This is a genomic window from Amycolatopsis sp. WAC 04169, assembly GCF_003947535.1.
GTDB classification, from domain to species: domain Bacteria; phylum Actinomycetota; class Actinomycetes; order Mycobacteriales; family Pseudonocardiaceae; genus Amycolatopsis; species Amycolatopsis keratiniphila.
The window spans coordinates 446,547-462,205 of the sequence record NZ_QHJI01000004.1 but is presented as its reverse complement, the minus strand read 5'-3'; the positions used below and the strand labels follow the sequence as shown (position 1 = coordinate 462,205).

Below are 15,659 nucleotides of genomic sequence, written 5' to 3'. Positions count from 1 at the left end.
TTCGCCGCGCCTGATGCGACAAAGGGAGCCTTCACCACGCCTCCGGCGCTAGCTGATTTACTTCCAGCTGTACGCGGCGCCGCCGAAGCCCGGCTGGACCTTCGCCCGCACCTTGGGGTAGCCGGCGTGGCCGTAGTAGCCACCGCTCTTCTTCGGGATACCCGACCAGCGCACGAGAACGGTGCCGCTCGTGCCGCATCCCGCCGTGGTCCACTTCGTGACCATCTTCTTCTTGGAAGTGCTGTAGTAGTGGCCCTGCGCGTGGACACAGACCCGGGTGTTGCTGCCCGGCGGGATCTGCCACTTGTAGCGGCGGTGCTGCGGGTTCTTCTTCGAATCCAAGGAGATCCAAGCACAGTCCGATTTGGACACCCGCCACTTGCCGTAGCCGGCGAAATCGCCACGCCATCCGCCGCAGGCGGCGGTGACGTCGCCCGCCGGGACCTCTTCGGTCAGTTCGACCTCGACCCCGACCCCACTGTCATCGGCCTCCTCGGCCATGGCAGGCGCGCTCTGCATGGCGAGCGCCATTCCCGCGACCACGAGGCCGGTCGTGACCCGTGTCGTCCATTTCTTCAAAATGCGTCTCTTTCTCGAATTCGCGCTCGATCGGATATTTTCCATCAGCCGGTGATTCGGCTACGTCAGACATTAACGGCGACGCGGGGAACCGGACAATGATCTTGAGCGACGACCTTGATCGAGGTTGTTCGAAAACCGGGTCACCGCACCAGATCCCGGTCGGCGAGTGCCTGCACGCGGTCGAGGTCGGCGTCGATCTCCGCGGGCGGTGCCGCGTCCGGCAGCAGTTCCTCGATGTCGTGCAGCGGCCGGTATCGCAGGCCGAGCCCGCCCCACACCACCAGTACGGCACCGGAGACCACCATCAGCGCGGCGAAACCGCCGAGCAGATCGGCGAGCGGTCCCGCGGTCAGGAACCCGAGCGGTTGCATGGCGGTCGCCAGCATGACGTTGATCGCGAGCACCCGGCCCTGCAGATGCTGGCCGACCTTCGTCTGGATGATCGACAGCCAGTGCGCGTTGCCGATGCTCATGCACGCCAGCCGCACGAACAGGCCGATCGCGACCACGAGCACCGAAGGCCACGCACCCATCAGCGCCACCCCGAGCCCGGAGCCGATGACGAACGCGATCATGCCGGTGGCCCGGCGCGTGGTGCCGCCCCAGGTGATCACGACGAGCGCGCCGTCCGCCGCGCCGATCCCGCCGATTGCGCTGACCACACCCAGTTCGCCCGTCGAGCCGATCGACAGGACCAGCGGCGTGAGCCCCACCCACATCACGGCGGTGAAGTAGTTGACCACCGCGAAATAGCCGATCATCACCAGCAGCGGTCTGCGGCGCAGCACGAACTTCCAGCCGCCGGCGACCGCTCGCGTGAACGGTTCGACCCGGGTGAAGGACATCCGGTCCGGGAACCGCACCAGCACCAGGGTGGTCACGCCGATCGCGAACGTGGCGACGTCGACCACGACGACCCCGGTCAGCCCGGACAGTCCCATGAGGACACCGCCGAGCACGGGCCCGAGTACGGTGCCGAGCCCGGCGCCCATGTCGGCGAGCGCGTTGGCCTGCGGCAGATACGGTTTCGGCACCAGCTGGGCGATCGCCGCCAGGTAGGCGGGCCGGTGGAACGCCGACGCCACCGACATGACCCCGACTATCAGGCATACCGCCAGGAGATCCAGCCGTCCCAAGGCGACCAGCACGGCGAGCACGGCCATCGCCGCGCCGCTCGTCAGATCGCAGCACAGCATGATCCGCCTGCGGTCCACCCGGTCGGCGAGCGCGCCGCCGACCGGCGTCAGCAGCATGCTCGGCACGCGGGCGAGCAACACGACCAGCGCGAGGTCGATGACGCGCCCGCTGAGCTGGTACGCCCACACGCCGAGCGCGAACGCGCTCAGTTCGTTGCCGATCATCGACACGGCTTGGCCACCCGCCACGGTGTAGAACGCGCGCAGCCCGCGCCGGGTCGCCGCCGCGGCGACCGGGACGTCGTCGACTGCGGGCGGCAGGTCACCGGCGGCCCAGCGGGACAGCCGGTCCCGCAGCAGTGCGGCGACCTCGGCGGCCTGGTGACGCAGGAAGTAGTGCCCGGCCTTGGGCAGCACGGCCAGTTCGACGCGGTCGGCGAACACGCCCCACTCCCGGTACCGCTCCTGGTACAGCTCGGTCGCCGGGTCGCTCGACCCGGCCACGCACAGGATCGGCGCCGCGAGCCGGGGCCGTTGCCCGGCGTCCGGGTCGAGCGCGCGGCCGAACCAGGCCTGCGCCTGCCCGGCGTCGTGCCGCAGGGCGTGCAGCATCGCCGCGCTCGCGGCCTCGTCCATGTCGTCCAGCAAACCGCCGGTGGCCCGCAGGGTGTCCCGGTAGAGCCGGTCCGCCACCCAGCGTTCGCGCGGGAACCGGCGCTGGAGCCAGGCCGAAAGCCTCCCCGGCAGGCGTGCGGCGGGGAAGCTGCCGGCGACGATCACACCGGCGACGGCGCGGCCGTCGGCTTCGAGCCGGGTGGCGAGCGCGGTGGCCACCGCCGAGCCGACGCAGTGCCCGTACACCGCGACCGGACCCGTGACGGTCCGGCCGATCTCGTCGGCCAGCAGGTCCACGACCTCGTCGACGGTGCGGAACGTCTCGTCGGGCCGCGCCACGTCGTGGCCGGGCAGTTCGACGGCGAGCAGGTCGATCTCCGGTGCGGCGGCGGCGAGTTCGGTGGCCAACGGCTGGAACACCGCGGCCGAGCCGCCGCCGTAGGGCACGCAGACGAGCGTCACGTCCGGCGTGCCCGTGCGGGCGGGGGAGAGCCGGTGCAGCAGGCGCCCGTCGTCGCTCTCCCGTCCGGCGTCGAGATGGGCGGCCAGTTCGCGGACGGTCGGATGCAGGAACAGGTCGATGACCCGGAGCCGCTCGTCGATCAGCCGGACCGCGCGGACCGCGGTGAACGAATGGCCGCCGAGCGCGAAGAAATCGTCGTCGGCGCGGACCTCGGCCACGTCGAGCACCTGTGCCCACACCTGTGCGACACGGTGCTCCGTCGGCGTTTCCGGGGCGCGCGAACCCGTCACCGGCACGGGACCGGGCGCGGTGACCGGGCGGGACCCGGCGCGGGCCGGACCGACCGCGGCGACCGGCTGGTCCACATCGGACAGCAACCCGGTCAGAAGTGCCTGGAAGTCGGCGACGATCTCTTCGGCGGTACCGGCGTCGAACAGGTCGGCCCGGTAGGCGAGGCCGCCGAGATAGGTGTCGCCGTCGTTGACCAGCACCATGCTGAGGTCGAACTTCACCTGCTCGCCCGCGTCGCGGACGGCCGTCACCTCGACACCCGGGATGGCGGGCGGCGTCGCGGGCTGGTCGAGGACGTTCAGCAACACCTGGAAGATCGGCGTCGCGCCCACGGATCGCTCCGGCCGCAGCCGCTCGATGATCCGTTCGAGCGGTGTCTCGGCGTGCGCGAACGCGCCGAGCACGGTCTCGCGGGACCGGCCGAGCAACTCCCGCACGGTCGGGTCGCCGCCGAGATCCGTGCGCAGCACGAGCGTGTTGACGAAACAGCCCACCGTCGACTCGACGTCCGGATGATGCCGTCCGGACTCCGGCACGCCGACCGCGACGTCATCGGTCCCGGCACGGCGGCCGAGCAGTTCCTGCCAGCAGGCCAGCAACACCATGAACGGTGTCACGCCGGTCTCGGCCGCGACCTGCCGCACGCGTGCGGTGAGCGCGGCGGGCAGGGCGAACCGGACGTGCCCGCCGGACCATTCGGCCACCACCGGCCGGGGCCGGTCGGTCGGCAACGTGAGCAGCGGCGGCAGCCCGGAAAGACGGTCGCACCACCAGTCCAGGTCCTCGTCGCGCGCACGGGCGGCCAGCCAGGCGGCGTAATCCGCGTACTGGACGGGCAGGGCCGCGTCCGGTGCCGATCCCGCGAGCCGGGCGGCGTACGCGTCGGCGAGGTCCGTTCCGATGACGCCGCGCGACCAGTTGTCGGTCGCGATGTGGTGCACGGTGAGCGCGAGGACGTGCTCGTCGCCGTCGATCCGGAACAGCGAGGCCCGCAGCGGCGGCTCCCGGTCGAGCGCGAACGGCCGGGCCAGTTCCGCCCGGCACGCCGCGTCCACCTCGTCGGCCGCGATGTCCACAATGGACACCGGAACGCGGTCGGCGGGCACCGGAACGGCCACCGGGGTGCCGTCCCGCTCCTCGATGACGGTGCGCAGGACGGTGTGCCGGGCGGCGACGTCCCGCACCGCGAGCGCCATCGCCGCCGCGTCCAGCGGCCCGCGCAGCCGCAGCACGAGATCGGCGTGATAAGCCGAACCGGGGCCGAGCAGTTCGAGGAACCACAGCCGCGCTTGCGCGGACGACAGCGGAGCGGGCGCTTCGGGGTCCGGCCGCACGGGGATGGGCGCGCCGCCGGAAACGCCGTCCGGATCGGCGGCCAGCACGGCGGCGAGGTCGGCCAGCACCGGATGCTCGAACACCGTGCGCACGGCGACGTCGCGGCGCAGCGCCTCACCGAGACGCCCCGCGACACGCGCCGCGGCGAAGGAATGCCCGCCGGCGGCGAAGAAATCGTCGTCGGCGGAGAGGCCGTCGATCCCGAGCACGTCGCCCCAGATCCGCGCCACGAGCCGTTCGGCCGGGGTCGCCACCGGCCGCCGGGCGGCGGGTGCGCGCTCGGCCGCGTCGGGCAGTGCCGCCCGGTCGATCTTGCCGTTCGCGTTGAGCGGCAAGCGATCCAGGACCGTGAGCGAGGCGGGCACCAGGTAGTCCGGCAGGCGTTCCCGAAGCGTCCGACGCACGGCCGTCACATCGAGCCCGGGCCCGACCAGCCAACCGGCCAGGCGCCGGTCGATGCCGGAGCCGACGGGCAGCACCACGGCCTCGGCGACACCGTCGATGTCGCGGAGGGCGGCGGTGACCTCGCCCAGTTCCACCCGGTGGCCGCGCACCTTCACCTGGTCGTCGGCGCGGCCGAGGAACTGCACGGTGCCGTCGGCACGGACCCGCAACAGATCGCCGCTGCGGAAGCAGCGCACGCCGGTGCCCAGCGGGTCGGGCACGAACCGGGCCGCGGTCTGCGTGTCGTCGCCGAGATAGCCGCGGGTGATCTGCGGCCCGCCGATCACCAGTTCGCCGGTCATGCCGTCGGGCACGACCGCGCCGCGCGCGTCGACGAGATGACCGACGACCCCGGGCAGCGGCGTGCCGAGCGGGACGTATCCGGTGCGCTCGTGCGGCGGGACGGTCGACACGTCGCACGTCATCGAGATCATCGTGCTCTCGGTGTGCCCGTAGTGGCTCTGCACCCGCAGGCCGGGACGGGCCGCCTCGACACGCTCGACGAGCGACCACGGGCACGCCTCACCGGCGAGGATCAGCAGCCGATCCGGCAGCACGGCGGCCAGATCTCCGTGCCGGGCAAGGAGTTCCAGGTGACTGGGCACGCATTTGAGCACGTCGACCGGATGCTCGGCCAGGTAATCGGCGAAGGATTCCGGGTCCATCGCGGTGTCCCGCTCGACCAGGTGGACGGTGCCGCCGGTGGTCAGCGCGCCGTACACGCAGGTGAGGCCGAAGTCGGCCGCCGGGGTGGAGACGACCGCGAACGACGCGCCCGCCACGTCGCCGAGCCGGGGCAGCATGCCCGACAGGTAGTGCGCGACGTTGCGGTGCTCGACCGCGACCCCCTTCGGCGCACCGGTCGAACCCGAAGTGAAGATCACGTGGATCAGGTCGTGCCCCGCCACCGGGACGTCCGGCCGGGTCCCGGGCTGACCCTCGACCGCGTCGTCGACTGTCAGGACGGTGACCTCGGGAACGGTGACGGCGAGGCCGGGTTCGGCGAGCAGGATCCGCGCGCCCGCGGTGGCGAGGATGGTCGCCACCCGCGCCTGGGGATAGGTGGTGTCCATCGGCAGGTACGCGCCGCCGGATTTCATGATGCCCAGCACCGCGCACGCCACGTCCGTGCCCTGTTCGAGCAGCAGCTCGACCGGCTCGTCGGCGCGCACGCCGAGCGCCCGCAGCCGGTGCGCGATCCGGTTGGCCCGCTCGTCGAGCCGCCGGTAGGTGAGCGAGCCGGTCGCGCCGACGACGGCGATCCGGTCCGGGAAGCGGTCGGCGGCGGCCTCGATCAGGGTGTGCACGGGGCGGAGTCCGGTCCGCTCCGGTGCCGGCCCCGCCAGCGCCGGGGAGGTGACGACCTCGACGGGTATCTCGGCCACCGGCCGGTCGAGGTCCGCGGTGATCCCGTCGACGAGCGTGAGGAACCAGCGGGCGATCCGTTCCGCGGTACCCCGGTCGAACAGGTCGGTGCGGTAGGCGAGCCCGCCCGAATAGCCGTCGCCGGACCGGGACAGCGCGAGGCTCAGGTCGAACTTGACGCCGCGCACCGGCGGTTCGGTGACCCGGGTGGTGAGGCCGGGGAGTTCGGGCGCCCGCGACGGTTCGTCGAGCACGTTGAGCATGACCTGGAAGATCGGCGACGCGTCGAGCCCGCGCCGGGGCGCGACCCGCTCCACGATCCGCTCGAACGCCACGCCCGTATGCGCGAACGCGTCGAGCACCGTGTCCCGGGCGGCGGCGAGCAGTTCGCGGCCGGTGGCCGCCCCGGCGAGGTCGGTGCGGAGCACCAGCGTGTCGACGAAGCAGCCGACGACCCGTTCGGCGTCCGGGTGACGCCGCCCGGACTCGGGCACCCCCACCGGCACGTCGGTCGTCCCGGCCAGCCTGGCGAGCAAGGTCTGCCAGCACGCGAGGAACACCATGAACGGGGTGGCGCCGGTGGTGCGGCCGATCTCCCGCAGCCGCGCGGTGAGCGCGGCGGGCACCTCGATGGCGACCTCGGCGCCCTCGTCCCCGGCCACGGCCGGACGGGGCCGGTCGGTCGGCAGCTCCAGCACCGGGGGCCGCCCGGCGAGCCGCTCGTGCCACCAGTCCAGGTCGGCCTCGGCGGTGTCCGGCCCGGAACCGTTCCACGCCACCAGATCCGCGTACTGGAGCGCCGGTGGCGGCGGTACGTCGCGGACGCCGAGGCGGGCCGCGTAGCAGGCGGCGAGGTCGTCGAGCACGACCGCCGCCGACGGGGCGTCCATCGCGATGTGGTGGAACGTCAACGCCAGCACACGCCGGTCCGCGGTGACGCGGAACAACACCGCCCGCATCGGCGGCAGGTCACCGAGCGCGAACGGACGGATGGCCTCGGCGGCCACGGCGGCGTCCAGCTCCTCCGCCACCACGTCCATAGTGGACACCGGGACGCCGGGACCCGCGCAGCGCATGGGCTCGCCGTCGATTTCCCGGTACACGCCGCGGAGCACGTCGTGGCGGTCGGCGACGTCACGGACCGCGGCGAGGAGCGCGGTCTCGTCGGCCGGTCCGGTCAGTTCGAGCACGAGCGGCAGGTTGTAGGCGTGGCCGCCGGGTTCGAAACGGGCCAGGAACCACAATCTGGCCTGCGCGGACGACAGCGGCACCGGTGACCCGTCGCGAGGGAGCCGGGGGATGGCCGGCTCCGCGGCGGGCCCGCCGGCACGTAGTGCGGCGGCGGCGCGGTCGGCGAGCAGTTCGCGCATACGTCGTTGCGCGGGAGTGATCAGTGAATCGGTCATGCCGTGCTCCCCGCCGGGACATCGATGGTGCCGTCTTCCGCCAGGGCGGTCATCGCGATCCGTTCCAGTTCCGTCGCGAAGTCCCGCAGCACCGGCCGGTCGAACAGGCACCGCACCGGCACGGGGAAACCGAGCGCCTCGCCGAGACGGCCGACGACCTTGGTCGCGGCGAGCGAATGTCCGCCGAGACCGAAGAAGTCGTCCAGCGCGCCGACCCGTTCCCGGCCGAGCGCCTCGGCCCAGATCGCCGCGACGAGTTCTTCGACCGCGGACTCCGGCTCGCTGTCCGGCTGCGCCGCCGCCGGAGCGGGCAGCGCGGCGCGGTCCACCTTTCCGGTCGCGGTGGCGGGGAACGCGTCGAGCGGTACCCAGCGGTGAGGCACCGCGTAGTCGGGCAACCGGCCGCGCAGCACGGCCGCCACCGCGTCCGTGTCCACAGTGGACGGGGTGAGGTAGCCGACGAGATGCGGTTCGCCTTCTCCGGTACGCACCACGACCACCGCGTCGGTCACTCCGGCGACCGTGCGCAGCACGTGCTCCACCTCGCCGAGTTCGACCCGGTTGCCGCGGATCTTCACCTGGTGGTCGGCGCGGCCGTGGAACTCCAGCGCGCCGTCGGCGCGCCAGCGGACCAGGTCGCCGGTGCGGTAGGAACGGGCCCCGTGCAACGGATCGGTGCCGAAGGCGGCCGCGGTCTGCTCCGGGCGGTCCCGGTAGCCCGGTGTCACACCGGCGCCGCCGATGGACAACTCGCCGACCGCGCCGGGAAGCGCGGTCTGGCCGAACGGGTCGACCACCGTGAGCAGGGTGCCGCCGAGGGGCCCGCCGATCGGTATCGGCCGGTCGGCCGCCAGATCGGTGACGGTCACCAGATGGGTGGTCGCGGTGATGGTGGTCTCCGTGGGGCCGTAGCAGTTGTGCAGGCTCGCGACCCGGGCGGTGACCTGCCGCGCCAGCGCGACGTCGAGGGCTTCGCCGCCGGAAAGCACGTGCAGTCCCGGCAGATCGGGAAGTCCGGCGGCGACGAGCATCCGCAAGGTGGTCGGTGTCGGGTTGAACCGGGTCGCGCCGGTCGAGACGAGCCGCCGGACCAGCGCGTGCCCGTCGACGGCACAGTCCCGGTCGGCGATCGCGCAGTGCGCGCCCGCGGTCAGCGTCGTCCAGATCTCGCCGGTGGCCGTGTCGAACGCGAGCGGTGCGACCGCGAGCCACGTGTCGGACGGCCGGACGCCGGTGACTTCGCGGAAGGCGTGGACCAGCGCGGCGAGGTTCCGATGCGTGACCGCGACACCCTTCGGCCTGCCCGTCGAACCGGAGGTGTACACGACGTAGGCGAGATCGTCCTGGCCCGGCTCCCGCAGCGGGAGAGTGTTCGTGACGGGAGCGTCGAGGTCGACGACGGTCAGGTGCGGCAGCGCGGCGCGGGCCGCGTCCAGCGCTTGGCCGCGGGCGGCGACGACGCGGATCCCGGCGTCTGCGGCGAGCGCCGCGATCCGGTCCGCGGGCTGGCCGGGGTCCAGCGGGAGATATGCGCCACCCGCCCGCCACACCGCGAGCAGCCCGGCGGGCAGGTATTCGTCGCGGGGCAGGCATACGCCGACCACCTCGCCGGGGGCGACTCCCGCGGCGAGCAGACCGCGGGCGCCCTGTGCCGACCAGGCTGCCAGGTCCGCGTAGGACAGCCGGCCGGTAGGCGATGACGTCGCCATCGCGCCGTGCTGCTGGGCGAGCACGTCGGTGACCACGGTCCGGGTGGCGGGTAACGGTTTCCCGGTTCCCCAGGTGAGCAGCGCGGCACGTTCCGCGTCGTTCAGGATGTCTAGTGTGGACAGTGCGGCGCCGGGATCGGCGGTGAGCCGGTCCAGGAGCGTGCCGTACCAGCGGGCCCAGCGCTCGACCGTGTCCCGCTCGAACAGGCCGGTGCGGTACACGAGCCTGCCCGTGTACCCGTCACCGGTTTCGGCGAGGTCCAGGTTCAGGTCGTAGAGCGCGGTGGCGACCGGTTGCGGCAGCACCGTCACGGCCAGGTCGCCGAGGGTCGCGGCCGCCTGCCCGTCGAGGACGTTCATCATCACCTGGCACACCGGAGTGCTCGCCGGATCCCGCTCCGGCGCGAGCCGCCGCACGACCTCGTCGAACGGCACGTCGGCGTGCGCGAACGCGTCGAGCACCGCGTCGCGGGTCCTGGCCACGAGGTCGCGGCCCGAGCGGACGTCGGATCCCAGATCGGCACGTACGGCCACGGTGTCGACGAAGAAGCCGACCATTTCGGCCAGTTCGGCGGTGCGGCGGCCACTGTGCGGCACGGCGACGGCGAGGTCCCGCACCCCGGCCAGCCGGGCGAGCAGCAGTTGCCACGTCGCGAGCAGGACCGTGAACGGGGTGGTCCCGGTCGCGCGCGCCAGTACCCGGACCCGTTCCGTGACGTCCGCGGGCAGCCGGACCGGGACCTCGTCGGCCGTCCGGTCCACGACGGCGGGGCGGGGCCGGTCGGCGGGCAACCGCAACGCGGGCAGATCCGCGAGCCGCCGCTCCCACCAGTCGAGCCCGGCCGCGCGGTCCTGCTCGCGTTCCCGTGCGGCGTGGTCGGCGTACTGGACCGAGGGTGGCGGGCCGCCGGGTTCCGTGCGGTACCACGTGTCCATTTCGGACAGCAGGAGCCGTTGGGAGGTCGCGTCGGTGGCGATGTGGTGGCAGGTGAGGGCCAGCACGTGGTGATCCGGGGCGAGCCGGAACAGGCCCACGCGCAGTGGCGGAGCGGCGTCCAGCGCGAACGGCCGCCGGATCTCCGCCGTCACCGCCGCGGCCAGGTCGGGTTCATGAACGTCCACTATGGACAAAGGCACGGCGTCGACCGGACCGAGGAGTGCGACCGGCTCCCCGTCGATCTCGGTGAACCGGCTGCGCAGCACATGGTGGCGCGCCGCGAGCGTGCGGATCGCGCGGAACAGCCTCGGCGCGTCCAGTGCGCCCAGGATCCGCAGCACGGTGGGGGAGTTGTAGGCGGCGCTGTCCGGGTCGAGCTTCGCCGCGAACCACAGCATGCGCTGCGACGGCGACAGCGGAGCGGGGGCGGCCGGATCCTCGCGGGCGACGAGCGGGCGGCCGGCTTCCTCGCCGATCCGTGCGGTGAAGTCGGCGAGCACCGGGTGGTCGAACAACGTGCGGACGGCGATCCGGCGGCTCAGCCGGGTGTGCAGGAGACCGACCACCCGGGTCGCCGCCAGCGACCGGCCGCCGAGGGCGAAGAAGTCACTGTCCGGGCCGATTTCCCCGTCGAATTCGAGACATTCCCGCCACACCCGCGCGACCGCCGCCTCGGCCTCCGACAGCGGCGCGACCGTGGCCGGACGGGCGACGGACGCCGGCGGTAACGCGCGCCGGTCGAGTTTGCCGTTGGGCAGCAAGGGGAGCGCGTCCAAGACACACCACGAAGTCGGCACCATGTAGGCGGGCAGCACCCGCCGCAGCCGTCGCTCGACGGCCGCCGTGTCGACGGTCGCGGGAGTGAGATAGCCGATCACGTGCGCGTCCACGCCGTCCGCGGCCACCGTCACCGCCGCGTCGTCCACATCGGACAGTCCACGCAGGACGGACTCGATCTCGCCCGGCTCGAACCGGTTGCCGCGCACCTTCACCTGGTCGTCGGCGCGGCCGACGAACTCCAGTGTCGCGTCGGGGCGCCACCGGACGAGGTCACCGGTGCGGTAGCAGCGTTCGCCCGGCCGCACCGGGTCGGCGACGAACGCGGACCCGGTCAGTTCGGGCCGCGCCCGATAGCCGCTCGCCACACCGGTGCCGCCGATCCACAGCTCACCGATCGCGCCGGGCGGCGCGAGCCTGCCCGCCTCGTCCATCACGTACAGCCGGGCGCCCGGCGTCGGCGAACCGATCGGGACCCGGTCGCGGTCGTGCTCGGTGACCCGGTGCGCGGTCGCCGCGACCGAGCGCGCCGTCGGGCCGTAGCCGTTCCACAGCTCGCCGACCAGCGGCCGGGCCCGCGCGGCGAGATCCGGGTCGAGCACCTCGCCGCCGAGCAGCAGCCGCAATTCGGGGTCGCCGGTCCAGCCCGCGGCGAGCAGCATCCGCAGGCTCGTGGGGGTCAGATCGACGACCGTGACACCGCTCCCCGCGATCCGCCGCGCGAGCTCGTGGCCGTCGACGGCGGTGTCGCGGTCGGCGACGACGCAGCGCGCGCCGGTGGTGAGCGGCCACCACAGTTCCTCGGCGGACACGTCGAAGGCGAGCGGCGCGACCGCGAGCATCGCGTCGTCGCGCGTCATGCCCGGGAGGAGCCCCCGGGAACGGATGAACGCGTGCAGGTTCTCGTGGCTGATCTCGACCCCCTTGGGCCGCCCGGTCGACCCCGAGGTGTACAGCACGTAGGCGAGCGCGTCGCCGTCCGGCAGCACCGGCTCGAAGGTCACCCCGTCGGCCCGGTCGGCACTGACCACGCGCAAGCCCGGCACGGCGTCGGCGACCTCCGCCGCCATCGGCTCGGCGCCGCCACGGGTGAGCACGACGCGCAGCCCCGCCTCATCGGCGAGCTGGGCCAGCCTGGCGACGGGTTGCCCGGTGTCGAGCGGCAGATACCCCGCACCCGCCCGCCACACGGCGAGCAGCGCGGCGGGAAGGAACTCGTCGCGCGGCAGGCACACCCCGACCGTGTCACCCGCCGTCACCCCGGACGCGGCGAGCACGCGCGCCATCCGGTCCGCGTGCCCCACCAGTTCCGCGTACGTCAGCTGGCCGTCTTCCGACGACACCGCCACCGCGTCCGGTGTCCGCGACGCGGTGCGCCACACGGCGTCCGGCACCCCACTCGCGTCGTCGGCGGGCAGCGAGGGGCCGGTGCCCCACCTCGTCAGCTCGGCGAGTTCGCCGTCCGACGCCACTGTCAGTTCGGAGAGCGCAGTGTCCGGTGTGGACACCGCTATGTGCAGAAAACGCAGCAGGGAACGGGAGAACCAGCGGGCGCGGTCGGGGGCGAGCCACGACGGGTCGTGCTCGACGATCAGCTCGGTGCCGTCGGCGTGGGTGTTCACGAACACCGTCAGCGGGTTGTGGCTGCCGCCGGTCGGCAGCTCGCCGAGCAGGTCGAGCCGCGTGTCCGGTCCGTGGACCGACAGCGGGAGACCGTCCGGCTGCACCGCGATCGACACGGGCGTGAGCGGCACTCCGGCAGGCCGGTCGCCGCCCCACAGCCCGGCGAGTTCACCGCTGGGCAGCCCACGATGGTCGATGGCGCGCGCCGCCGTGGTCATGGCCGAGCGCAGCAGATCGCGGAACGACGTGCCGGGGTCGAGCCGCAACCGCACCGGCAGGACGTCGACCAGCGGCCCGACGGTGTGTTCGAGCTCGGGCCGGTCCCGGTACGCGGCCGCCATCCCCAGCAGCACGTCCTGGCCCCGCACCAGTTCGCCGACCAGCAGTCCCAGCGCCGACAGGTACACCGCGAACGGCGTCACCCCGGTCGATTCGGCCAGCGCCCGCACCGCCGATCCCAGCGACTCGGGCAAGGGAGTGCTGATCCGTTCCCCGCCGAAGCGCCGCCGGCCGTGCGCGGTGCGGTCGAACAGGGCGTCCGGCGGGGTCGCGCCCGCCAGCTGTTCCGACCAGTACGCCGCCAGCCGGTCCCGTTCACCGGGCACCCGCGAGAGTGCGCATTCCCGCGATGCCACCGCGCCTACCTGCGCGAAGGAAGCCGCCGATGCGCCGGCCAGTTCCGCCATGAGCACGCCGATGGACGCACCGTCGGTCGCGATGTGGTCGGACACGACGACCAGATCGGCCACGTCGTCGGCGAGGCGGAGCAGCGTGATCCGCAGGAGTGGCGTGTCGACGGTGAGGTCGAAAGCGTGCCGGGCGGCGGCCGCGGCCAGTTCGCCGGCCCGGCGATCAGCGTCGGCAAGTCCGCGCAGGTCGTGTACGTCCATGGGAACCCGCACGGGCGGGCCCACCACCATGACTGGTTCGCCGTCGTGGTCACCGATCGTGCCGCGCAGCACCTCGTGCCGTGCGACGAGCGCGTCCGCGGCGGCCCGCAGCGCGGGTTCCGAGACCCGGCCGCGCAGCCGAAGCCGCCAGGCGACGGTCGTCGCGGTGCCGGTCGAGCCGAGCTGGGCGAGCGTCCACAGATCCCGCTGGATGCCGGTCAAGGGAAAGGCCCCCGGGTTTTCCTCCAGCGGCAAGGAAGGCGCCGCGGCCGGGGCGTCCGCGAGCCGCCGCGCGACCGCCGCCACCGTGCCGTCGGAGAGGAACTCGGCCAGCGTCACCACCCGGCCGGTGTCTTCCCGCAGTCGCGCGACCGCGCGCGCCGCGGCCAGTGAATGCCCGCCCGACTCGGAAAACCGGTCGTGCGCACCGATCCCCGGCAGCCCGAACGCGGCCGCGACCGCCTCGGCGACCAGCCGCTCGGCCTCGGTGCCCGGGGCGACGTACTCGACGTCCTCGCGGTCGAACACCCACGCCGCCAGCGCGGTCCGGTCCGCCTTCCCGGTCGTGCCGAGCGGGATCGCGTCGAGTACGGCGATCCGTGACGGCACCAGATGCGCGGGCAGCCGCGAGCGCAGCCACCGCAACAGTTCCTGCTCGGTCACCGGATCACCGGCCGGTTCGGCGAACCCGACGAGCCGGCGTTCCCCGTGCTCGTCGGCGGGCGCGAGCACCAACGCGTTGCCGACGGCCGGGTGGGTGAGGAGCGCCGCCTGGACCTGTCCCGGTTCGATGCGGAAACCCCGCACCTTCACCTGGTCGTCGGCGCGGCCGACGAAGTGGTGCACGCCGTCGCGGGCGCGGACCAGGTCACCGGTGCGGTAGTGCCGGACACCGCCGGAGTCGACCACGAACTTCTCGGCGGTCAGCTCCGGCTGCCCCAGATAGCCCCGGGTCACGAGCGCCCCGCTGACCCACAGTTCCCCGACCTCGTCGTCGCCGAGCACGCGACCGTCGGCGTCCCGCACCGAGAACGCGGCGCCGGGCAGCGGGGTGCCGATCGGCGGGTCGCCCGGTTCGTCCCGGCCGACCTCGTGGCACGAGCAGTTCACCGTCGCCTCGGTCGGGCCGTAGCAGTTCACGATCCGCCGTACGCCCTCGTTGGCGTAGAGGCGATCGACCAGGGACCGGTGCAGTGCCTCGCCCGCGATCGCGACGGTCCGCACCGAACGCGGCAGCGGGGTGCGCGCCAGCACCGCCAGTACGGACGGGACGCCCTGCACGAACGTCACCTCGTCCCGTGCGGCCAACCCGGGCAGCGCGAGCAGGTTCTCGGCGAGCACCAGGCCCCCGCCGGTCACCAGGGGCGGGAAGACCTCGGCGACGGACGCGTCGAAGCACACCGACGCAGCGCCGAGCACACCCCGCAGTTCGTCGTCGGTGTAGGTCGCGGCCGCCCACGCCAGCAAGGCGAGCACGTTGCGATGCTCGACCTGGACACCTTTCGGCCTGCCGGTGGAGCCGGACGTGTAGATCACGTACGCGAGATCCGTGCCGGAACCCGGGACGGCGGGGGCGGTCGTGGGCGCGGAGACGACGTCCCCGACGGCCAGCACCGGCACGTCGGCGTCCGCGAGCGCGGCCGGATCCGGTTCGTCCGCCACCACCAGCGACAGCCCGGAGTCCGCGACGACCGACGCGCCGTGGGCCGGGGGAGCGGCCGGGTCCAGCGGGACGTACGCGCAGCCCGCCTTCAGGATCCCCAGCAGGGTGGGTACCAGCCACCGGCCGCGGCGCAGGCAGACACCGACGAGGTCACCCCGGGCCACCCCACGACGGAGCAGCGCGTGCGCGACGGTGTTCGCGATCTCGTCCAGCCGGGCGTAGCTCAGCCGTTCGTCGCCTGCGACGAGCGCACAGCGGTGGGGTGTCCTTTTCGCCTGCGCCTCGAACGCCTCGTGTACCCGCTCGAACCCGCCCAGATCTGCCCGCAACCGCTGAATCCCCTCGTGACCCGGCCGGAGTTCGCCGACCTCGGCAGATTGAACTTCCGGGACGGCGTCCGGACCAGGAAACCCGACCGGAAAC

Annotated in this window: 3 protein-coding genes; all 3 read right to left on the bottom strand. The window is 73.2% G+C overall.

Annotated features, from left to right (window positions below):
- Positions 1-57 precede the first annotated feature (57 nt).
- Positions 58-579, bottom strand: coding sequence for a hypothetical protein (locus DMC61_RS11130; protein WP_125689001.1), 522 nt, complete (start codon positions 577-579; stop codon positions 58-60).
- A 143-nt stretch (positions 580-722) separates the two neighbouring features.
- Positions 723-7,637: a non-ribosomal peptide synthetase/MFS transporter gene (locus DMC61_RS11125; protein ID WP_125688999.1), complete on the bottom strand. Its 6,915-nt coding sequence runs from the start codon at positions 7,635-7,637 to the stop codon at positions 723-725.
- Positions 7,634-15,565, bottom strand: a complete 7,932-nt coding sequence (locus DMC61_RS11120; protein WP_158634085.1) for a non-ribosomal peptide synthetase — start codon at positions 15,563-15,565, stop codon at positions 7,634-7,636. The genes DMC61_RS11125 and DMC61_RS11120 overlap by 4 nt, the downstream gene beginning before the upstream one ends.
- Positions 15,566-15,659: the final 94 nt, after the last annotated feature.

Coding starts and splice junctions, on each gene's coding strand:
- DMC61_RS11125 (WP_125688999.1), bottom strand. CDS start 7,637: ATGACCGATTCACTGATCACTCCCGCGCAACGACGTATGCGCGAACTG.